Below are 21,707 nucleotides of genomic sequence, written 5' to 3' on the forward strand. Positions count from 1 at the left end.
ACTGCCGTCTTTACTGTCTAAACAGTAATAACCTTCACGCTCAAATTGATAACCTTGTTCTGCTTTTGCATTCGCTAAACTTGGTTCGACAAAACCGTGCTTAACCACTAACGATGTTGGATTTACCACAGCACAAATATCCTCTTCCGCACCCGGATTGGCTACGGTAAAGAGTTTGTCGTAAATACGGAACTCCGCAGGTTTATTATGTACCGCAGATACCCAGTGAATTACGCCTTTGACTTTGCGTCCGTCCGCAGGGTTTTTGCCTAATGTGTCCGGATCGTAGGTGCAATAAATTGTAGTGATCTTACCGCTTGCATCTTTTTCAACGCGTTCCGCTTTAATCACATAAGCATTACGCAAACGCACTTCTTTACCTAATACAAGACGTTTATACTGCTTATTCGCTTCTTCGCGGAAATCCGCTTCATCAATATAAAGTTCGCGGGTAAACGGCAATTTTCTTGTACCGAGTTCTTCACGGTTCGGGTGATTCGGCGCGGTTAGCCATTCTTCGCCTTCAAAGTTTTCAATCACCACTTTAACCGGATTAATTACAGCCATGGCACGCGGTGCGTTGGTGTTTAAATCGTCACGAATACAAGATTCCAGCGCGCTGTATTCCACCACATTATCTTGTTTGGTGACGCCAATACGGCGAGCAAATTCACGAATTGACGCCGGTGTATAACCTCGACGACGTAAGCCTGAAATCGTCGGCATACGCGGATCGTTCCAGCCATCAACAATACCATCATTAACTAATTTCAATAGTTTGCGCTTAGAGGTTAATGTCCCTTCTAAGTTTAAGCGGGAAAATTCATACTGATGCGGTAACGGGCGCTCGATGCTGATATTGTCTAAAACCCAATCATATAAACGGCGGTTATCTTGGAATTCCAAGGTACAGAGAGAGTGTGTGATACGCTCAATCGCATCCGAAATACAGTGGGTAAAATCGTACATTGGATAAATGCACCATTTATCGCCCGTTTGGTGGTGACTGGCAAATTTGATACGGTATAACACAGGATCACGCATAACGATGAATGGTGAAGCCATATCAATTTTCGCACGCAAGCTCATTTTCCCTTCTTCGATTTCACCGTTTTTCATTTTTTCGAAAAGGGCTAAGTTTTCTTCAATCGGACGGTCACGATATGGGCTGTTTTTACCCGGTTCAGTTAATGTGCCACGGTATTCACGCATTTCATCAGGCGACAGCTCATCCACATAGGCTAAGCCTTTATTAATTAATTCAATGGCATAGCCGTAAAGTTGATCGAAATAATCGGACGCATAACGCGGTTCGCCTTCCCATTTAAAACCTAACCATTCAACGTCTTGTTTGATAGATTCTACATACTCTACATCTTCTTTTACTGGGTTGGTGTCATCAAAACGGAGGTTACACAAGCCGTTGTAATCTTCTGCAATTCCGAAGTTTAAACAGATTGATTTTGCATGACCAATATGTAAATAGCCGTTTGGCTCAGGTGGGAAACGGGTATAAACGTTATTATGTTTTCCGCTTTTTAGATCTTCATCAATGATATGGGTAATAAAGTTAGCACGAACATCATGATGCTCGTTGTGTAAAATCTCTTCGCTGCTCATAGTGGCTCTCATTTGGTTAAAAATAACGAAACATTCTACACTTTATCGGAGTTAACTCAAAATAGTTAGCTTATTTGTGATAAAAATTGACTAAAAAACGACGACAGCCTACAATTTCGCTCCGCACATTAACCTACTACGGACTTACAAGCGGTAGGTTTCCTCCGAAAATTTGCAAACACATCTCAAATACTGAATTAAGGAACCTAAAATGAAACGATCCCTTTCGATTGAATTTTCTCGCGTCACGGAAGCCGCCGCGTTGGCAGCGTTTGCCTGGCTTGGACGAGGTAATAAAAATGCCGCCGATGATGCAGCGGTTAAAGCCATGCGTTTCTTGTTAAATCAAATGGAAATTCGCGGAGAGGTTGTGATTGGTGAAGGCGAAATCGATCAGGCGCCCATGCTTTATATCGGTGAGAAAATCGGCTTATGCCGCCCTGAAGACACTGAGGTGACTATTGCGGTTGATCCGATTGACGGAACGCGAATGACGGCGATGGGGCAGGCAAATGCGTTATCGGTACTTGCAGCGGGCGGAAAAGAGACGTTCTTAAAAGCACCGGATATGTATATGGAAAAACTGGTTGTCGGTCATGAAGCCAAAGGGATGATCGATTTGAATTTACCGCTTGAACAAAATTTGCGTCGCGTGGCATCCAAAAAAGGGAAACTTCTTTCGCAGCTCACCGTCGCCGTGTTGGACAAACCGCGTCATAAAGAAGTAATTGCGACGATGCAAACGCTGGGTGTGCGTGTGATGGCAATTCCGGACGGTGATGTCGCCGCCGCGGTACAATGCTGTTTGCCGGAAGCGGATTTAGATATGCTTTACGGTATCGGTGGCGCTCCGGAAGGCGTAGTCGCTGCAGCCGCGGTACGGGCTTTAGGCGGTGATATGCAGGCGCGCTTGATTCCTCGTAATCAAGTAAAAGGCAATACACTTGAGAATTTTGCCCATGAAGAAAAAGAGATTGCGCATTGTGAAGCCTTAAATGTGCCGATTAATGAAGTATTAAAATTAGATGACTTAGTGCGCGATGACAATCTGGTGTTTTCTGCTACAGGAATCACTAACGGTGATTTAGTTAAAGGTATTCATCGTAAAGGCAATTTAGCAATTACCGAAACGCTGTTAATCAGAGGACGTTCCCGCACGATTCGTAAAATTCAGTCTTATCACTATTTAGATCGTAAGGATGAACAGCTTTACCGTTTGATCAACGTGTAAAATCGAACTTCAGTAACCGTGATACCACAGGGATAATTCGCTGTTATGCTTCGTGGCGGATAATTTTCAGATCGCCTAAAAAACTCTCATTCGGTTTGTTGTTTTTAAAAAAGCGCTTGCAATCTTTGTTCAGCACTCTATAATGCGCCACATCAGACGCGGGGTGGAGCAGCTTGGTAGCTCGTCGGGCTCATAACCCGAAGGCCGTCGGTTCAAATCCGGCCCCCGCAACCAGTTTAAAGGCTCATTGTTCTGCTAAGAACAATGAGTTTTGTTATATATAGACGTTTGCATTTGCAAATTTTTGTATAAAACAGACCGCTTGTAGCCCCATAACTGAAGTTTGGGGCTTTTTTGCGGCTAAATAGTCAGCTTTGTTGTATGTAAGAGGGCTTTCGAAGCTCTTTTTTTATATCTGTCAAATGGAGAATACTTTGGCAACATTAGAACAAAAATTACAGGAACTAGTACAAGATTCCATTGAGGCAATGGGATTCGAATTAGTTGGTATCGAATGTCAGCGCGCGGGTCGTTTTATGACTGTGCGTTTATATATTGATAAAGAAGGTGGTGTAACCATTGATGATTGTAGCGATGTCAGCCGCCAAGTGAGTGCGATCTTTGACGTGGAAGATCCGATTGCGGATAAATATAACCTTGAGGTGTCATCGCCGGGGTTGGATCGTCCGCTTTTTACCCTAGCGCACTATGAAAGGTTTATTGGTCGTGAGGCGGTGATTCATTTACGTATCCCGATGTTTGACCGTCGCAAATGGCAAGGAAAATTGGTTAGCGTAGAAGGTGATTTAATTACTTTAAGCGTTGACGGCAACAATCAAAGTTTTGCATTTGGCAATATTCAAAAAGCAAATTTAGTCCCCGTATTTAATTTCTAAGGAAATCGAACAGAATGAGCAAAGAAATTTTATTAGCCGCTGAAGCGGTATCAAACGAAAAGTTATTACCGAAAGAGAAAATCTTCGAAGCCCTCGAGACAGCGTTAGCCATTTCAACGAAAAAGAAAGCGGCGGCGGAACGTGAAGATCGTAAAACAGCAGCCGGTATTGATATTGATGTACGTGTAGTCATTGACCGCAAAACCGGTGATTTTACCACTTACCGTCGTTGGTTAGTGGTTGAGAAAGTTCATAACCAAACTCGAGAAATTACCTTAGAAGCGGCACAATTTGAGAATCCTAATATTCAATTAGGTGACTTTATTGAAGATGAAATCGAGTCAATTGCTTTTGATCGTATTACGATGCAAACGGCGCGCCAGGTAATCAGTACTAAAATTCGTGAAGCGGAACGTAATAAAGTCGTTGAACAGTTCCGTTCACAATTGGATTCGATTATTACAGCAACAGTGAAAAAAGTAAGTCGTGAGCAAATCATCCTGGATTTAGGTAACCAAGCGGAAGCCGTAATTGTGCGGGAAGACATGTTACCTCGTGAAAACTTCCGCCCGGGCGACCGTGTACGCGGTGTATTGTATGCGATTAAACCGGAGTCAAAAGGACCGCAATTATTTGTTACCCGTTCTAAACCGATTATGATTCAAGAGCTTTTCAAATTAGAAGTGCCTGAAATCGGCGAAGAAGTGATCGAAATTAAAGGCGCGTCTCGTGATCCGGGTTCACGAGCGAAGATTGCCGTGAAAAGCAATGATAAACGAATCGACCCGGTTGGAGCATGTGTGGGAATGCGTGGCGCGCGCGTTCAGGCAATCACTAATGAATTAGGCGGTGAGCGTGTAGATATCGTGCTTTGGGACGATAACCCGGCACAATTTGTGATCAACGCCATGGCACCGGCAGATGTTAGCTCAATTGTTGTGGATGAGGATAATCACTCAATGGATATTGCCGTTGAGCCAAACGCATTGGCTCAAGCAATCGGTCGTAATGGCCAAAACGTCCGTTTAGCGACACAGTTAACTGGCTGGACATTAAATGTAATGACTACCGAAGAGTTAGATAAGAAACACCAAGCTGAAGATAATAAAATTATCGATTTATTTGTCACTTCTTTGGAAATCGATGAAGAATTTGCACACCTTCTAGTGGATGAAGGTTTCACTAGCTTAGAAGAGTTAGCTTATGTGCCGGTGAGTGAATTAACTGCAATTGACGGCCTAGAAGATGAAGATTTGGTTGAAGAGCTACAAACGCGTGCGAAAAACATTTTAACGGCAAAAGCGCTAGCTGAAGAAGAAGCGTTAAAACAAGCACATATCGAAGACAAATTGTTGAGTTTAGAAGGTATGGATCGTCATATTGCATTCAAACTTGCCGAAAAACAAATTACCACCCTTGAAGAACTTGCAGAACAAGGCGTTGATGATTTAGCCGATATTGAAGAATTAACTGCGGAAAAAGCGGGCGAATTAATCATGGCAGCACGTCAAATCTGTTGGTTTAGCTAAGCGTAGGGAGAAAACATATGAGTGATAATGAAATTAAAACAGACGCACCGAAAAAATTGAGTTTACAGCGCAGAACTAAAACTACGGTAAGTAGCACAGGTGTAGGCGGTAAATCAAAAGAGGTTCAAGTTGAAGTCCGTAAATCACGTAAAGTTGATACCGAAGCGGCCAAAAAAGCAGCAGAAGAAGCGGCAAAAGCAAAAGCCTTAGCAGAACAAGCTGAAAAAGAAGCTGCAGCAGCTGCAGCAGCGGCTAAAGCGGAAGAAGCGAAAAAATTAGTTTCTCAACCGCCGGTTATGCCGAATAAACCTACTCAACCAAAAGCGGAAGTGAAACCTGCTGCACCAAAAGTTGAAAAAGTTGTCGATGCGGAAAAAGAGGCGAAACGCAAAGAAGAAGCGGAACTTCGTCGTAAACAAGAAGAGCTTGCCCGCCAAAAAGCGGAAATGGAAGCAAAACGTGCTGCAGAAAATGCCCGCCGTTTAGCGGAAATCGCTCGAGAAGAATCCGGCGAAATCAATGAAGACTTTGAGGATGACCGTTTTACGTCAAGTTATGCGCGTGAAGCGGATCGTGATCACGATCGTCGCAGCGAAGGTAATCGTGGTCGTGGGAAACCAGGTGTTGCCAAAGCGAAGAAAGGCGCTCGTGACGATGATAAAAATGAGCGTAACGCGGATCGTCGTAATCAAAGAGATGTTAAAGGTAAAGGTAAACAAGCGAAGAAAAACAGTGCATTACAGCAAGCCTTTACTAAGCCTGTGCAAGCAGTGAAAACCGATGTCGTCATTGGTGAAACCATTACCGTTGCAGAACTAGCTAACAAAATGGCGGTAAAAGCAACGGAAATTATCAAAACGATGATGAAAATGGGCGAAATGGTGACGATTAACCAAGTGATCGACCAAGAAACCGCACAACTTGTCGCAGAAGAGATGGGACATAAAGTTATTCTGCGTAAAGAAAATGAATTAGAAGAAGCGGTAATGGAAGATCGTGATACCAATGCAGAATTGGTAACTCGAGCGCCGGTTGTGACCATCATGGGTCACGTTGACCACGGTAAAACGTCCTTACTTGACTACATTCGCAAAGCAAAAGTGGCGGCAGGCGAAGCGGGCGGTATTACTCAGCATATCGGTGCATACCATGTGGAAACCGATGACGGTAAGATGATTACCTTCTTAGATACCCCGGGACACGCCGCGTTTACGTCGATGCGTGCACGTGGTGCGAAAGCAACGGATATCGTGGTACTTGTGGTAGCGGCGGATGACGGTGTGATGCCACAAACGATCGAAGCGATCCAACATGCCAAAGCGGCAGGTGCGCCGATTGTGGTTGCGGTGAATAAAATCGATAAACCGGAAGCGAACCCTGATCGTGTAGAACAAGAGCTTTTACAACACGAAGTTATCTCAGAAAAATTCGGTGGTGATGTGCAATTCGTGCCGGTTTCTGCGAAAAAAGGCATGGGGATTGACGACTTATTAGAAGCTATCCTTCTTCAATCCGAAGTCTTAGAATTAACCGCAGTGAAAGACGGCATGGCAAGCGGTGTAGTGATCGAATCTTACCTTGATAAAGGTCGTGGTCCGGTTGCAACCATCCTTGTTCAATCAGGTACGTTAAATAAAGGCGATATCGTACTTTGTGGTTTTGAATACGGTCGTGTTCGTGCAATGCGTGATGAAAACGGTAAAGAAATCGAAGCAGCAGGCCCGTCTATTCCGGTGGAAGTATTAGGTCTTTCAGGTGTACCGGCAGCAGGCGATGAAGCGACTGTTGTTCGTGATGAGAAAAAAGCACGTGAAGTTGCTTTGTATCGTCAAGGTAAATTCCGTGATGTGAAATTAGCGCGTCAGCAAAAAGCTAAACTGGAAAATATGTTTAGCAATATGGCGGAAGGCGATGTGGCTGAATTGAACGTGATTGTAAAAGCAGACGTACAAGGTTCTGTAGAAGCGATTGTTCAATCCTTACACGAACTTTCAACGGCAGAAGTCAAAGTGAAAGTGGTTGGATCGGGCGTGGGCGGTATTACTGAAACCGACGCAACTCTTGCAGCAGCATCAAATGCTATCGTTCTCGGCTTTAACGTCCGTGCCGATGCCTCTGCGCGTCGTATCATTGAAAGCGAAAACATTGATTTACGTTATTATTCAATCATTTATGAATTATTAAACGAAATCAAAGCGGCAATGAGCGGTATGTTACAGCCTGAATTCAAACAAGAAATCATTGGCTTGGCAGAAGTGCGTGATGTGTTCCGTCATCCGAAATTCGGTGCAATCGCTGGTTGTATGGTCACTGAAGGTATCGTTAAACGTAATAACCCGATTCGCGTATTGCGTGACAACGTCGTGATTTTTGAAGGCGAGCTGGAATCGCTTCGTCGTTTCAAAGACGACGTTTCCGAAGTACGTAACGGCATGGAATGTGGTATCGGCGTGAAGAACTACAACGACGTGAAAGTCGGTGACCAAATCGAAGTATTTGAAGTGGTTGAAGTTAAACGTTCAATCTAATTAAAAACTTTAAGGGCGAATTTATTTCGCCCTTTCTTACAAGCGGTGAGATACAAAGCAAATTTTGCAAAAAATCCCTGAAATCTGACCGCTTGTTCGGTAGACGTTAATCGTTTTTTATCAGCGGTTAACTTTTTGTTGTGTGTATTTGGACAAAAGTCCATTTTAAAGGAAAGCAAATATGGCACTGGATTATTTAGCCTTATTTTTTCTGATCTTTGCAAGTATCGTCATTTTCTATGCGATCATTGCCATTCATGATATTCCCTACGAAATTGCGAAAAAACGTAATCATCCCCACCTTGAAGCCATTCATTATGCGGGTTGGGTTAGCCTTTTCACTTTACATGTTATTTGGCCTTTCTTGTGGATTTGGGCGACTTTATGGCATAAAGAAAACGGTTGGGGTAACGGTAATCATCAAAGGGATGCCGCGGCATTAGCGACATTAGGTGAAATATCAAAAACATTACCGGAACTTGAAAAACAGAATCATCAACTGAGCGCGGAAGTAACCGAACTTCGTCAACAACTTGCTGATTTACAACAAAAACTGACCGCACTTGAGCAAAAAGGAGAGCAATAATGGAATTGATGATTTTAGTCATTTATGCCTCAATCTGTTGGGGAATTTTCAAATTTTTCAAAATTCCATTAAATAAATGGACGGTACCGACCGCATTTTTAGGCGGTGTCGTGTTGTTGGTTTCCATGTTGTTATTCATGAATTACAACCATCCGCATACCAAACTGGCAACGCAATATTATGTTTCTACGCCGATGATTCCGAATGTGCGCGGTAAAGTGATTGAAGTGAATCCGGTGAAACCGAATGAATTGGTGAAAAAAGGCGATGTGCTATTCCGTTTGGATCCGACATCTTATCAAGCCGAAGTGGATTTACGCAAAGCGCAACTAGCTGAAGCGGAGCAGAGTGTAAAAACGCTCGAATCGGAAGTGAAAGTGGCGAAAGCCAATGTGCAAGAGAGCCGTTTGACTTTAACCCAACGTCAAAAAGAATTTGAACGTTATCGTCAATTGGTCGTCACCAATGCGGCAAGCCGTTCTGACTTGGATTTAAAAGAGCGTGAATATTTAGTGGCAAAAACGGCGTTAGAATCCGATCTCGCAGCATTAGAAAAAGCGGAGGGGCTTTATCATGCCAAGATTGATGGTGTAAATACGGCGGTTGCTCAAGCCAAAGCGCAACTTGAACAGGCGCAATTCGACTTGGATTCTACCATCGTGAGAGCGCCAGCCGATGGGTTTATTGCTCAAAATTTATTAAGAGAAGGGATGAACGCCAGCATTTTACCCTTGCGTCCTGTGATGACTTTCACACATCAGCAAGACAAACAATTTGTTGCTGCCTTTAGACAAAACTCGCTGTTACGTTTAAATGTGGGGAATGAAGCGGAAATGGCGTTTCCGTCTATTCCGGGGAAAGTGTTTAAAGCGGAAGTTATCGGTATTTTGCCTGCCATTGGTGAACATGAATTGCAAGCAAACGGCACGCTTTATACCAGTCGTTTTATCAATAACGAAGCAATGCCGTTAGTGGTCCTTAAATTGAAGGACGATTTATCCGAATACAATTTACCTTACGGCACCACCGCAGAAGTAGCGGTTTATACCGAACATTTCCACCATTTAGCCATGATGCGTAAAATTTTATTGCGTATGAACAGTTGGAAAAACTATTTGTATCTCGATCACTAATATTGATTTAGCTTACAAGCGGTCAGATTCAACGAAGAATTTGCAAATTTCTCCATGAATCTAACCGCTTGTACCAAGGCAGGAACATTCCTGCCTTTTTTGTCGGTGTCGATATCCGTTATTTTTTCTTCATTTTATCTATTTTTATTTATTGTCATATTCCTGTAATAATTGTTTGCTAAATTGCATTCTGTCTTATTAAGGAGTTTCTATGGCTAAACATATCTCATCACATTTCAACCAAGAATTAGAAAGTGTCCGTACTGAAGTTATGCAAATGGGCGGATTGGTTGAACAACAGCTCAGTATTATTCAACAATCATTAAACCAAGGCGATGCGGCCCATTTAATTGACGTGATTGACGGCGATAGTCACATTAATGACTTTGAAGTTCGAATTGATGATCATTGCCAAACTATCATTGCCCGTCGCCAACCGGCTGCCGGGGATTTACGTTTTGTATTGGCGGTAACGCGCGTTATTGTGGATCTGGAACGTATCGGTGATGAGTTGAAGAAAATTGCAAAATATTTGAATGATTTATTGCAAAACAATCGGATTTCGGCAACCGGTTTATACGATACCCACCGCTTAGTTGAAATGACCGAACAGATGTTGCGTCGAGCGTTGGATGCCTTCGCTCGTTTGGATGAAAGTGCCATATTGGAAATTGCAGAAAGTGATCGCAAACTTGATACCGATTACCGCAATCAATCACGTATTTTGATTAGTTACATGATTGAAGATCCGCGCAGTATCAGCACTTGGATTGATGTCATGATGATTAATAAAGCAATCGAACGTGTCGGTGATCATGCCAAAAATATCGCAGAACACGTGGTTTATCTTGTGCGTGGTATTGATATCCGCCATAAGCAGTTAGAGCAGTTAAAGCAAGATTTAGCGTAAAAAATAAATTTTGTCATATTTCTGCAATATTCAGTTGTTATCTTAATGTTGTCGTATGACGATAACTCACATGGAGAGATAAAATGAAATTCAACAAAGTCGCATTAACTTTAATCGCAGCGTTAACCGCCACTTCATTTGCCAAAGCAGAGAATGTTACCGGGGCGGGGGCTTCTTTTCCGCAACCTATTTATGTGCAATGGGCGCAAAGTTATCAGTCTGAAACCGGCAATCGAGTGAATTATCAATCGATTGGCTCTTCAGGTGGGGTCAAACAAATTATGTCGAAAACGGTGGACTTCGGTGCAACCGATTCACCGATGAAAGGTGAAGATTTAGCTAAAAATGATTTGGTGCAGTTTCCGACAGTCATTGGCGGCGTGGTGCCGGTCGTTAATATTGATGGTGTTAAACCCGGAGAACTCAAACTGACCGGTGAATTATTAGCAGACATTTATTTGGGCAAAATCACCCGTTGGAATGATGCGAAATTAGTTGCGATCAATCCTGACATTAAATTGCCGGATGCACCGATTACCACGGTTTTCCGTTCTGACGGTTCAGGTACGACCTTTATTTTTACGACTTATTTAAGTCAAGTATCATCCAACTGGCAGCAACAAGTTGGGGCGGCAAATTCGGTCAAATGGGCGACCTCGGCAACCGGAGCCGCAGGTAAAGGGAATGAAGGCGTATCCATTTATGTTAATCGTGTGAAGAATTCTATCGGTTATGTGGAATATGCTTATGCGAAGCAGAATGCAATGTCGCACGTTCAGTTACAAAATAAAGCAGGTAAATTTGTTCAACCGTCACAACACAGCTTTGCTGCAGCGGCGAATATTGATTGGAAAAGTGTTGCCGGATTTAGCGTATTATTAACCAACCAGCCGGCGGAAGATGCTTGGCCGCTTGCGGCGGCAACCTTTATTTTGGTGCCGAAAGTGGCGATAAAAGCCGAAAAAACAGCAACGGTGCTCAATTTCTTTGATTGGGCTTACAGTAAAGGGAATGAACAAGCACAAAAATTAGATTATGTGCCGTTACCTGATAATGTTAAAGCGATGGTACGTGATGAGTGGAAACAAATAGCGGATCAAAGCGGTAAATCGCTCTATTAATCCTTGTAAGTGGGCAGCAATGCCCACGATACAAGCGGTCGGATTTTTTTAAAAATTTGCAAATATGAATAGACTTCAGCAACAACTTAGACGCCAAGCCATGTGGGATCAACTTTTTGTTCATACCACACGTTTTTTTGCGTTCTTGGTACTCATCAGTTTAAGTGGCATTTTATTGTCATTGGTGATGGGGGCATTACCGAGTATGCAACAGTTCGGTTTTGGCTTTTTCACTTCCAGTGAATGGGATACGGTACAAGGAGAATACGGTGCGTTGGCACCGATTTACGGTACCGTCGTTACATCGGTTATCGCTTTGCTGATTGCGGTACCGGTGAGTTTCGGCATTGCGGTTTTCCTTACCGAACTTTGCCCGAATTTTTTACGTCGTCCATTGAGTATCGCCGTTGAACTCTTGGCGGGTATTCCGTCAATTATTTACGGTATGTGGGGCTTATTCGTGTTTGCACCGATTTTCTCCGAAACGGTTCAACCGTTTATGATTGAGCATTTCGGCAATCTACCTGTGATCGGCGTGCTGTTTCAAGGCATTCCGATGGGTATCGGTTTATTTCCGGCAGGTTTGATTTTAGCGATCATGATTATTCCGTTTATCGCCTCGGTCATGCGCGATGTGTTTGAAGTCACGCCGCCGATGTTGAAAGAATCCGCCTACGGTTTAGGTTGTACCCGCTGGGAAGTCATTCGCTATGTGGTATTGCCTTATACCAAAGCCGGTGTTATCGGAGGGATCATTTTAGGTTTAGGGCGTGCGCTGGGTGAAACCATGGCGGTCACCTTTATCATTGGTAATACCTTTAATATCAGTGCGAGCTTGAATAATTCGGGCGTGTCCATTACTTCCGCCTTAGCGAATGAATTTGCCGAAGCGGTCGATCCGCTCCACCTTTCTTCCTTGCTCTATCTTGGTCTTATTCTGTTTATCATCACCTTTATTGTGCTCTGTATTTCAAAACTCCTGTTATTAAAAATGAGCCGAAAAGAGGGGCGTTAGTATGAAAAATATGATTAATAAAGGTTTATATCGTCGCCGTAAATGGATGAATACGGTTGCATTAGGTCTAGCTTGGGTGATGATGGGATTCGGGTTGTTTTGGTTAGGTTGGATTTTTTATACTTTACTTGCCGAAGGAATCAGCGGTTTAGGCTTACATATTTTCCGTGTGGATACGTTACCTTCAGGTTCGGACGGCGGTTTACGTAATGCGATTTGGGGCAGCTTGTTGATTACCGTATTCGGCTTATTTATCGGCACGCCTATTGGTGTCTTAACCGGAATTTATCTCGCCGAATTTGGGCAACAAAGCAAAATGGCAACGGTTACTCGTTTTATGAACGACATTTTGTTATCCGCTCCGTCAATCGTGATTGGCTTATTCATTTATGGTATTGTAGTCGTTCAACAAGGGCATTTCTCCGGCTGGGCAGGATCGTTGGCACTTTCGTTACTGGTGATTCCCGTGGTGGTCAGAACGACCGAAAATATGTTGAAACTGGTACCAAACAGTTTGCGCGAAGCTGCTTATGCACTTGGTACGCCGAAGTGGAAAATGGTCATGATGGTGTCGTTAAAAGCAGCGAAAACGGGGGTGTTAACCGGAATTTTGTTGGCATTTGCGCGTATTTCCGGAGAAACTGCTCCGCTATTATTTACTGCATTGAATAACCAATTTTTCAGTTCGGATATGAATCAGCCTATCGCAAACTTACCGAACGTGATTTATCAATTTGCAATGAGTCCTTATAAAGATTGGCAATCCTTAGCATGGTCAGGGGCATTATTAATTGCATTAACGGTACTCATCACCAATATTGCGGCTCGTATTTTGGCACGTAAAAAGTATTAAGGACCTTACATGAAGAGTAAAATATCAGTACAACAATTAAATTTTTATTACGGTCAATTCCATGCATTAAAAAATATTAATGTAGAGATCGCAGAAAAACAGGTCACCGCCTTTATCGGTCCTTCTGGTTGTGGTAAATCTACGCTACTGCGTACCTTTAACCGTATGTATGACCTCTATTCAGGTATGCGTGCCGAAGGTGAAATTTTGTTAGATAACAAGAATATTTTAAACCGCGACGTGGATTTGAATCTGCTGCGTGCCAAAATCGGAATGGTGTTCCAAAAACCGACGCCGTTTCCGATGTCCATTTACGATAACGTCACCTTCGGGGTGAAATTGTATGAAAAGCTGAGTCGTAGTGAGTTGGATGACCGTGTTGAATGGGCATTACAAAAAGCGGCTTTATGGAATGAAGTTAAAGATATCCTGAAGCAATCCGGCAATTCGTTATCGGGTGGTCAACAACAACGCTTATGTATTGCAAGAGCCATTGCCAGCCATCCGGAAGTACTTTTGTTGGATGAACCGACTTCAGCCTTAGACCCGATTTCAACTGCATACATCGAAGAGTTGATTACCGAACTGAAAAAAGATTACACCATTGCGATTGTGACCCATAATATGCAACAAGCCGCGCGTGTTTCAGACTATACCGCCTATATGTATTTAGGCGAGCTGATTGAAATTGGCTCAACCAAGCAGATTTTCAACAAACCGAAATCTAAAGCAACGGAAGATTACATCACGGGTAAATTCGGTTAAATAATGGCTAACAAGCGGTATGAAATTGCAAATTTTTTACAAAAACAGACCGCTTGTCACACGATTGGAGATGTTATGAGCGAAACCACCATCTTAGTTGTTGAGGATGAACTTGCTATCACCACCTTAATTCAATTTACGTTAGAACAAGCCGGATTTAATGTCAAAACCGCAGAAAGTGCTGAAAAAGCCATGTCGCTCATTCAGCAAGAATTACCTGATTTATTATTGTTAGATTGGATGTTGCCCGGGCTTTCGGGCGTTCAATTTACTCAACAACTGCGCACGGACAAACGCACTCAAGATTTACCGATTATTTTACTGACGGCACGTTCGGAAGAGTTGGATAAAGAACAAGGGCTGAATTTCGGTGCTGATGATTACGTAACCAAACCGTTTTCACCGCGCGAATTGGTCGCACGAATCAAAGCGTTGCTTCGTCGCCACGCTCCGCATAAAACCAAACAACCCATTGAATTTCACGGGTTGGTGCTTGATCCGGATAATAAATCGGTCAATTATGCCGAAAAAACCATGACGCTCGGACCCGCAGAGTTTCGCTTATTGCATTTTTTTATGACTCATCCCGATAGACTTTATAGTCGTCAACAGTTATTAGATTTGGTCTGGGGCGATCATATTTTTGTAGAAGAGCGTACGGTGGACGTCCATATTCGTCGCTTACGCCAAAGTTTGGAGAGCGCGGGATTAGAAAAATGGGTACAAACCGTACGGGGATCCGGTTATCGATTCGGTAGTCATGTGTAGGAGTCGTTATGAATGCCATTTTTTCTGTCTTACTGCGGCTTGTTTTAGCGGTCATTGTCATTGCCGGGCTTACTTATTTGGCTTTTGGTGCACATGCAATGTGGATTGCAATGACGATGACTTTGGCAGTATGGATTGCGATTGAACTATTTTACCTTTCCCGTTTGCTACGCTGGCAAAAAAATCCTCAACATAATTTGCAAGGCATGGGTATTTGGGATGTTATTTTTAGCCGATTGCTGGAACAAACCAAAGAAAGTGTCAGAAGAAAACGTGACATCATCACGAGTTTAGACCGATTTAACCGCGTTGCGGAAGCGATACCGAACGGATTATTGATTTTAAACCGCGAAGGACGGATTGAATGGTTTAATCAACTTGCGATAAAACATCTCAATTTGAATGCAGAGGAAGATCAAAACGGTTTTTTACAAAATATTATCCGTTTGCCGGAATTCCAACGCTTTTTGCAAAAAAAACTTCAGAACGAACCGCTTGTTATCAAAATTTCCCTTCCAAACAGCGGTTATTTACCACGTATAATTCTGGTTCAACGCTTTATTTTTGAGACCTACAATGAACTGTTAGTGACCCAAGATATTAGTGACAAAGAGCAGCTTGATGCTAACCAAATTAATTTTGTAGCCAATGTTTCCCATGAATTACGTACTCCGTTAACGGTGATTAATGGTTTTGTGGAAACCTTGTCGGACAATCCGGATTTACCTCTTGAGCAGCGCCGGCAATTTCTTTCTCTCATGCAGAAAGAGGGAGAGAGAATGTTGAGTGTCCTCTCCGATCTATTGATTTTGTCCCGCCTCGAAAAAGGGCAAACCCGACCATTTGAAACTTTTGATTTATCCCGATTAGTTGAACAAGTTGTTCAAGAAGGACGTAATTTATCTAAAGATCAGCATATTTTTACCGTTCATATTGATGAAGGCGTACAATTTAACGGCGTGCAAAATGAAGTTTACAGTGCACTGAGTAACCTTGTCTTTAATGCGGTACGTTATACGCCCGAAAAAGGCGAAATTACCGTGTCATTACATAAAGTCAGTAATAAACAAGTCATATTCAGCGTTAAGGATACGGGAATTGGAATTCCTGCTGAACATATTTCCCGTTTGTCAGAACGGTTTTATCGAGTCGATAACAGTCGTTCTCGCCAAAATGGCGGTACGGGATTAGGCTTGGCGATTGCCAAGTTTGCGTTGGCAAAATATAACACTCAACTAGACATCGAAAGTGAAGTTGGGAAAGGCAGCCTATTTTCAGTAAAATTACCCTTAGCTTAATGCTTGTTAATTGCTTGATTTGACGTTCTATGAGACAATGTTTCACTTTTTAGCATGAATGATTTACCCCTCCGAATTGCTGGAGGGGTCGTTTTTTAAAGAGATATACAATGTCCAGAGAATTTAAACGTAGTGATCGCGTAGCGCAAGAGCTACAAAAAGAGATCGCAGTGATTTTACAACGCGAGGTAAAAGACCCTCGGATTGGTATGGTAACGGTGTCTGATGTTGAAATCAGCCGAGATTTAGCCTATGCCAAAGTGTTCGTTACCTTTTTATTTGATAACGACGAAAGCGCCGTAGAACGTGGGTTGGAAGGTTTAAATAACGCTTCCGGCTATATTCGTTCCTTGGTCGGTAAAGCGATGCGTTTGCGTATTGTGCCGGAATTACGCTTCGTTTACGATCAATCTCTTGTGGAAGGAATGCGGATGTCAAACCTTGTGACGAATGTAATTCGTAAAGATCAAGAGCGTCACGTTGAGGAAGAATAATAGTGGGCAGACCGCGTAAAAAAGGGCGTGATGTCCATGGCGTTTTTTTGTTAGACAAACCGCAAGGGGTAAGTTCTAACGATATTATGCAGAAGGTCAAACGCCTGTTCCAAGCCAATAAAGCCGGGCATACCGGTGCGTTAGATCCTCTCGCAACCGGAATGTTACCGATCTGCTTAGGCGAAGCGACAAAGTTTTCGCAATTTTTGCTCGATGCGGATAAGCGTTATCTCGTTACTGCAAAATTGGGTGAACGGACCGATACTTCCGATGCAGACGGTCAAATAGTACAAACCCGTGATGTTTCGGTAACAGAGCAAGAGATTTTATCGGCACTTGATTCATTTCGCGGTGAGATTATGCAGGTTCCGACGATGTTTTCTGCATTAAAACATCAGGGGAAACCGTTGTATGAATATGCACGAGCCGGCATTACGATTGAACGGGAAGCACGTCCGATTACGATTTTTGAATTAAAGTTTGTCGAATATCAAGTACCGTATTTAACCCTTGAGGTACACTGTTCCAAAGGTACTTATATTCGTACTTTAGTGGATGACTTGGGTGAGTCCCTCGGTTGCGGCGCACATGTTGTAATGTTGCGCCGTTTATCCGTAGCGAATTACCCGATGGATAAAATGATAACAATAGACGATTTGCAAAATTTAAGCGAAAACCGACCGCTTGATCAATTAGATAGCTATTTGTTACCAATTGATACAACGGTTTCGAGTTTAGTGCCATTAAAACTAAATACGGAACAATCGAAAGCAGTGGGTTTCGGGCAGCGCGTAAAGATTGCAAATGAAACACAAATTTATGGACAAGTTCGTTTATTTTCTGATAATGGCATATTTTTGGGGGTTGCAGAAATCCGAGAGGATAATGTAGTCAGACCAAGCAGAATGATAAATGTATAAATCCGTTTAATGTGTAATAGATTTTAGTGGTGGTTATGAAAAAATACCTAATTCCGATAACGGCTTGTATAGTGTTGGCAGGTTGTGCAAGCAACAACTACTCGAAGCTGGCATTAGATGAAAAATATACCAAGTCGCGTACAACAAAAAACTTCAACGATTATGTTGTATTCTTAAAACAAAAAGCTGCGGGTCAAGGCGTTTCAGAGCGCGTATTGAATGAAGGCGATATTCAATATATTGCCCGAGCTATCCAATTAGATAAAGAACAAGCGGTAAAACGCACGGATTCTAAAAGGCCTCCGGCGCCAAACCCGAACGGAGTTACAAATTACCTGAATAAAGTACTGACGCAATCCAAGGTAAAAACCGCTGCGGATCGTTGGGAAAAATATCAACCGCAGTTAACCAAAGCCAGCCAAAAATACGGCGTACAAAAAGAGTACATTATGGCGTTGTGGGGCATGGAAAGCAGTTTCGGTCGCAGCCAAGGTAAGTTCGATGTGTTGTCCGTATTGGCAACCCTTTCTTTTGACGGTCGTCGTGAACAACTTTTCACCCAAGAATTCATCAATGCGATGAAAATGATCGACAGTCAAACCATTACTCGCAGTGAAATGAAAGGTTCGTGGGCAGGAGCAATGGGACAAACCCAATTCATGCCGACGTCTTACCTGAAATATGCGGCGGACGGTGACGGAGACGGTAGAAAAGATATTTGGAATAACGAATATGATGCATTTGCTTCCATTGCATCTTATCTTTCCTCGGTCGGCTGGGATAAAGAGCTTCCTTGGGGAATCGAAGTGAAACTGGCTCAGCCTATTGATATGTCCTTCTCGGGGATTGAACCTCATCAGGCGAAAACGTTAGCAGAATGGCAAGCGTGGGGAGTTTATTTGGCTTACCCGAACGCACAGGAAATTGCTAAACAGCAAGCGTTACAACAGACAAAAGTTTGGTTGGTTCGACCTGACCGAGAACCGGGTAGAGCATTCTTAGTTTCTGAAAACTATCGTACTATTTTAGATTGGAACCGTTCAAATAACTTTGCTATCAGTATCGGTAAATTTGCCGACCGAATTTTGCAACGTGTAGAATAGTTTTACTTGCTGATAAAAAACAAGCAAGCTAGTATGTAATCTGTATCGGATATCAAATTAACATGGATATCCGATACAGATTTTTTTATATATAAAAAACAGAATAACATAAGAAAGGAAGACTATGCGCAACACAGAATTGGTTCAATGGTTTAGACAGTCGACACCCTATGTCAATCTCCACAGCGGGAAAACCTTTGTCATTATGCTTGACGGCGAAGTTCTCGACAGCGACAACTTCATCAACATTATTAACGATATCAGCTTACTGCACAGCTTAAACATCAAACTGGTTGTGGTGTTTGGCGCCAGACCGCAAATTAATCAACTCCTCGAAAAAAATCAGATTGTTTCCGAATATTACAACAACATTCGTATCACCAATGCCCAATCCCTTGATATCGTCAAACAGGCGGTCGGTAAGGTGCATTACGACCTGTTTGCGCGTTTATCGCTTCGCTCGCCGAATGCGCCGGTAATTAATATTGTCAGTGGCAATATGATTCTCGCTCAACCGATTGGTGTGGTTGACGGTATAGATTATGTGTTAAGCGGCAAAGTTCGTCGTGTGAATATTGACAGTATCAAACAGCAACTGGAAAAAAATTCTATTGTATTACTTGGTCCTGTTGCACCTTCGGTGACGGGGGAAATGTTTAATTTGCCGTTTGAAGAAGTGGCAACTCAAGTCGCCATTAAATTAAAAGCGGATAAATTAATCGGTTTTTGCCATGAACAAGGGGTAATTGATGACGATGGTCAGGTGATGGCGGACTTACCGCCGCAAGAGGCAAAAAGCTACTTAAATCAAATGATCGTTGATGGTCATTATCACACGGCGAAGGCCCGCTTTTTACAAGCGGCAATCGATGTTTGCCGTGCCGGCGTGAAGCGGGCGCACTTAATCAGTTACAATGAAGACGGATCATTACTACAAGAATTGTTCTCGCGCGATGGTATCGGTACTCAGCTCTCGATGCAAGATTCGGAAGATATCCGCATTGCAACGGTACAAGATATTCCGGGACTGCTTGAACTGATTCATCCGTTGGAAAAACAGGGGATTTTGGTCAAACGTTCGCGCGAGCAGATTGAAATGGAAATTTCCCATTACACTATCATTGAACGCGATGGCGTAGTGATTGCCTGTGCGGCATTAAATCCGTATCCTGAAGAAAAAATGGCGGAAATGGCATGTGTGGCGGTACATCCGGATTACCGAGATTCTGCGAGAGGCGATGTGTTGTTGGCAGAAATTCAAAAACGTGCGCGAAAAATGGGCATCGAGAAACTGTTTATTCTCACCACTCGTACTACACAATGGTTCCAAGAACGCGGCTTTGAACCGGCGGGTGTAGACGATTTACCAAAATACAAACGTGATAATTACAACTATCAGCGCCGTTCTAAAGTATTGATTCAATCACTCTAATACAAGCGGTCTGTTTCTGAGAAAAATTTGCAAATTTCTCTTTGAAACAGACCGCTTGTAGCAACAAAAACAGCCGGATAGCCGGCTGTTTTGCGATGTATTATGACTAAAGTACTTTCACAATCGCTTCGCATAACGCATCAATATTATCGTTAGTAATACCTGCCACGTTGATACGACCTGAACGTACTGCGTAAATTGCGAATTCGTCTTTTAAGCGATCGACTTGCTCCGGACTTAAACCACTGAATGAAAACATTCCGTTTTGAGCGATGATGAAATCAAAGTTTTGAGTGGCACCTTTTTCTTTTAATAGCTGAACGAACTTCGCACGCATTTCTTTAATACGGTTACGCATTTCAGCGAGTTCTGCAATCCAACTTGCTTTCAATTCAGGATCCGCAAGTACTGTTGCTACCGCGCTTGCACCGTGTGATGACGGGTTAGAATAGAGTACGCGAATAATGGATTTTACTTGGCTGAAGGCATTATTTGCTACTTGTGCATTATCTGCGACTAACGTGAAAGCGCCGACACGTTCGTTGTATAAGCCGAAATTTTTAGAATACGAGCTGGACACTAACACTTCACGGTGATTTTTAATAAATGCACGTAAACCGAAGGCATCTTCTTCTAAACCGTTAGCAAAGCCTTGATAAGCAAAGTCAAAGAGTGGTAACCAACCTTTTTCCGCTGACATTTTTGCTAAGGTTTCCCATTGCTCAGGCGTTGGGTCGATACCGGTCGGGTTGTGACAGCAGCCGTGCAGCAAGACGACATCACCGGCTTGCGCTTGGCTTAAATCTGCAAGTAAGTTATCCCAATCGAGCGCCTTGGTGTCTTTATTGTAATAACTGTATTCTTTGATATTCATGCCGACCGCATTGAAAATGGCATTGTGATTTGGCCAAGTTGGCGTAGAAATCCAAACGTTTTGTGCATTTGTTTGGCGCTTGATAAATTCTGCTGCAATACGCAATGCACCTGTACCACCTAAGCTTTGAGCCGTTTTAGCGCGACCGGATGTGATCACTTCCGCGCCTTCACCGAAAAGTAATGCTTGAGTTTGTGCATTAAAATCCGCGATACCGTCAATAGTTAAATAGTTTTTGGTGTTTTCTTTCGCAAGTAAACGCGTCTCCGCTTCTTTTACTGCTTTTACAATAGGTGTTTGACCTTTTGCATCTTTATAGACACCAATTCCTAAGTTGATTTTTTCAGGGCGGGGTTCGGCTTTAAACGCTTCGCCTAAGCCTAAAATCGGGTCAGCCGGAGCAGCTTGAATGTGGTTAAACATGGACATTGTTTTTCCTCTATGAAGTTGGGTAAAAATAAGTTTATAAGATAAGCGCAATTTATACGTGGAATTAGTTTTTTTATCAAGAGGCAAGCGGTCAGATTTCTAAGAAATTTTGCAAATCATGAATTTCTTGTCGGAGTTGTGCTTTTCTGTACCCAAATTAATGAATTTATGCTTTAATACGCACAATTTTCTCAACAAAAAA

Annotated in this window: 19 protein-coding genes and 1 tRNA gene; 18 read left to right on the forward strand and 2 right to left on the reverse strand. The window is 42.8% G+C overall.

Features of this window, described 5'->3' with window-relative positions; genetic code table 11:
* The coding region (gene glnS / locus ACEYJ7_RS02525; protein ID WP_373777451.1) for a glutamine--tRNA ligase at window positions 1-1,620 on the reverse strand (1,620 nt) is incomplete at its 3' end.
* 211 nt (window positions 1,621-1,831) lie between these two features.
* Between glnS and glpX the strand changes: the two genes are divergently transcribed.
* The 18 genes from glpX (at window position 1,832) to argA (ending at window position 20,202) form a co-directional block, all read left to right on the forward strand.
* On the forward strand, window positions 1,832-2,851 hold the full coding sequence (glpX, locus tag ACEYJ7_RS02530) for a class II fructose-bisphosphatase (protein ID WP_373777452.1): 1,020 nt from the start codon (window positions 1,832-1,834) through the stop codon (window positions 2,849-2,851).
* Between the two features lie 157 nt (window positions 2,852-3,008).
* Window positions 3,009-3,085, forward strand: a tRNA-Met gene (locus ACEYJ7_RS02535).
* A gap of 200 nt (window positions 3,086-3,285) precedes the next feature.
* Window positions 3,286-3,747, forward strand: a complete 462-nt coding sequence (gene rimP / locus ACEYJ7_RS02540; protein WP_373777475.1) for a ribosome maturation factor RimP — start codon at window positions 3,286-3,288, stop codon at window positions 3,745-3,747.
* A gap of 14 nt (window positions 3,748-3,761) precedes the next feature.
* Window positions 3,762-5,276: a transcription termination factor NusA gene (gene nusA / locus ACEYJ7_RS02545; protein ID WP_373777453.1), complete on the forward strand. Its 1,515-nt coding sequence runs from the start codon at window positions 3,762-3,764 to the stop codon at window positions 5,274-5,276.
* A 17-nt stretch (window positions 5,277-5,293) separates the two neighbouring features.
* Window positions 5,294-7,804 (forward strand): translation initiation factor IF-2, encoded by a 2,511-nt coding sequence (gene infB / locus ACEYJ7_RS02550; RefSeq protein WP_373777454.1) that lies wholly within the window; start codon window positions 5,294-5,296, stop codon window positions 7,802-7,804.
* 181 nt (window positions 7,805-7,985) lie between these two features.
* Window positions 7,986-8,390 (forward strand): DUF3302 domain-containing protein, encoded by a 405-nt coding sequence (locus tag ACEYJ7_RS02555; RefSeq protein WP_373777455.1) that lies wholly within the window; start codon window positions 7,986-7,988, stop codon window positions 8,388-8,390.
* Complete coding sequence (locus ACEYJ7_RS02560; protein ID WP_373777456.1) at window positions 8,390-9,523, forward strand: HlyD family secretion protein; 1,134 nt, start codon at window positions 8,390-8,392, stop codon at window positions 9,521-9,523. Before ACEYJ7_RS02555 ends, ACEYJ7_RS02560 begins: the two co-directional genes overlap by 1 nt.
* Before the next feature lie 211 nt (window positions 9,524-9,734).
* Window positions 9,735-10,433: a phosphate signaling complex protein PhoU gene (phoU, locus tag ACEYJ7_RS02565; RefSeq protein WP_373777457.1), complete on the forward strand. Its 699-nt coding sequence runs from the start codon at window positions 9,735-9,737 to the stop codon at window positions 10,431-10,433.
* 83 nt (window positions 10,434-10,516) lie between these two features.
* A complete protein-coding gene (gene pstS / locus ACEYJ7_RS02570; protein ID WP_373777458.1) occupies window positions 10,517-11,554 on the forward strand; it encodes a phosphate ABC transporter substrate-binding protein PstS in 1,038 nt (345 codons plus the stop codon).
* 64 nt (window positions 11,555-11,618) lie between these two features.
* Entirely contained in the window at window positions 11,619-12,569 is a 951-nt protein-coding gene (gene pstC, locus ACEYJ7_RS02575) for a phosphate ABC transporter permease subunit PstC (RefSeq protein ID WP_373777459.1), read from the forward strand.
* A 1-nt stretch (window position 12,570) separates the two neighbouring features.
* Entirely contained in the window at window positions 12,571-13,422 is an 852-nt protein-coding gene (gene pstA, locus ACEYJ7_RS02580; protein WP_373777460.1) for a phosphate ABC transporter permease PstA, read from the forward strand.
* A 9-nt stretch (window positions 13,423-13,431) separates the two neighbouring features.
* Window positions 13,432-14,187, forward strand: a complete 756-nt coding sequence (pstB, locus tag ACEYJ7_RS02585; RefSeq protein WP_373777461.1) for a phosphate ABC transporter ATP-binding protein PstB — start codon at window positions 13,432-13,434, stop codon at window positions 14,185-14,187.
* Window positions 14,188-14,262: 75 nt separating this feature from the next.
* A complete protein-coding gene (gene phoB, locus ACEYJ7_RS02590) occupies window positions 14,263-14,955 on the forward strand; it encodes a phosphate regulon transcriptional regulator PhoB (RefSeq protein WP_373777462.1) in 693 nt (230 codons plus the stop codon).
* An 8-nt stretch (window positions 14,956-14,963) separates the two neighbouring features.
* Window positions 14,964-16,253 (forward strand): phosphate regulon sensor histidine kinase PhoR, encoded by a 1,290-nt coding sequence (gene phoR / locus ACEYJ7_RS02595; protein ID WP_373777463.1) that lies wholly within the window; start codon window positions 14,964-14,966, stop codon window positions 16,251-16,253.
* A 110-nt stretch (window positions 16,254-16,363) separates the two neighbouring features.
* Entirely contained in the window at window positions 16,364-16,747 is a 384-nt protein-coding gene (gene rbfA / locus ACEYJ7_RS02600; protein ID WP_373777464.1) for a 30S ribosome-binding factor RbfA, read from the forward strand.
* Window positions 16,748-16,749: 2 nt separating this feature from the next.
* Complete coding sequence (gene truB, locus ACEYJ7_RS02605) at window positions 16,750-17,667, forward strand: tRNA pseudouridine(55) synthase TruB (protein ID WP_373777465.1); 918 nt, start codon at window positions 16,750-16,752, stop codon at window positions 17,665-17,667.
* A gap of 35 nt (window positions 17,668-17,702) precedes the next feature.
* A complete protein-coding gene (locus ACEYJ7_RS02610; protein ID WP_373777466.1) occupies window positions 17,703-18,770 on the forward strand; it encodes a lytic transglycosylase domain-containing protein in 1,068 nt (355 codons plus the stop codon).
* A 124-nt stretch (window positions 18,771-18,894) separates the two neighbouring features.
* The gene (argA, locus tag ACEYJ7_RS02615) at window positions 18,895-20,202 is read left to right on the forward strand and encodes an amino-acid N-acetyltransferase (protein ID WP_373777467.1); all 1,308 of its coding nucleotides are present in this window, start codon (window positions 18,895-18,897) and stop codon (window positions 20,200-20,202) included.
* A 106-nt stretch (window positions 20,203-20,308) separates the two neighbouring features.
* Here the strand turns inward: argA and ACEYJ7_RS02620 are convergent, their stop codons facing one another.
* Window positions 20,309-21,505, reverse strand: a complete 1,197-nt coding sequence (locus ACEYJ7_RS02620; protein ID WP_373777468.1) for an amino acid aminotransferase — start codon at window positions 21,503-21,505, stop codon at window positions 20,309-20,311.
* Between the last annotated feature and the right edge of the window lie 202 nt (window positions 21,506-21,707).

The organism is Glaesserella sp., from assembly GCF_041814905.1.
Lineage (GTDB): Bacteria > Pseudomonadota > Gammaproteobacteria > Enterobacterales > Pasteurellaceae > Glaesserella.

What these genes read in the sequence shown, in the direction of transcription:
- glpX (WP_373777452.1), top strand. Translation starts at nt 1,832, where the DNA reads ATGAAACGATCCCTTTCGATTGAATTTTCTCGCGTCACGGAAGCCGCC.
- nusA (WP_373777453.1), top strand. Translation starts at nt 3,762, where the DNA reads ATGAGCAAAGAAATTTTATTAGCCGCTGAAGCGGTATCAAACGAAAAG.
- infB (WP_373777454.1), top strand. Translation starts at nt 5,294, where the DNA reads ATGAGTGATAATGAAATTAAAACAGACGCACCGAAAAAATTGAGTTTA.
- ACEYJ7_RS02555 (WP_373777455.1), top strand. Translation starts at nt 7,986, where the DNA reads ATGGCACTGGATTATTTAGCCTTATTTTTTCTGATCTTTGCAAGTATC.
- ACEYJ7_RS02560 (WP_373777456.1), top strand. Translation starts at nt 8,390, where the DNA reads ATGGAATTGATGATTTTAGTCATTTATGCCTCAATCTGTTGGGGAATT.
- phoU (WP_373777457.1), top strand. Translation starts at nt 9,735, where the DNA reads ATGGCTAAACATATCTCATCACATTTCAACCAAGAATTAGAAAGTGTC.
- pstS (WP_373777458.1), top strand. Translation starts at nt 10,517, where the DNA reads ATGAAATTCAACAAAGTCGCATTAACTTTAATCGCAGCGTTAACCGCC.
- pstC (WP_373777459.1), top strand. Translation starts at nt 11,619, where the DNA reads ATGAATAGACTTCAGCAACAACTTAGACGCCAAGCCATGTGGGATCAA.
- pstA (WP_373777460.1), top strand. Translation starts at nt 12,571, where the DNA reads ATGAAAAATATGATTAATAAAGGTTTATATCGTCGCCGTAAATGGATG.
- pstB (WP_373777461.1), top strand. Translation starts at nt 13,432, where the DNA reads ATGAAGAGTAAAATATCAGTACAACAATTAAATTTTTATTACGGTCAA.
- phoB (WP_373777462.1), top strand. Translation starts at nt 14,263, where the DNA reads ATGAGCGAAACCACCATCTTAGTTGTTGAGGATGAACTTGCTATCACC.
- phoR (WP_373777463.1), top strand. Translation starts at nt 14,964, where the DNA reads ATGAATGCCATTTTTTCTGTCTTACTGCGGCTTGTTTTAGCGGTCATT.
- rbfA (WP_373777464.1), top strand. Translation starts at nt 16,364, where the DNA reads ATGTCCAGAGAATTTAAACGTAGTGATCGCGTAGCGCAAGAGCTACAA.
- ACEYJ7_RS02610 (WP_373777466.1), top strand. Translation starts at nt 17,703, where the DNA reads ATGAAAAAATACCTAATTCCGATAACGGCTTGTATAGTGTTGGCAGGT.
- argA (WP_373777467.1), top strand. Translation starts at nt 18,895, where the DNA reads ATGCGCAACACAGAATTGGTTCAATGGTTTAGACAGTCGACACCCTAT.
- ACEYJ7_RS02620 (WP_373777468.1), bottom strand. Translation starts at nt 21,505, where the DNA reads ATGTCCATGTTTAACCACATTCAAGCTGCTCCGGCTGACCCGATTTTA.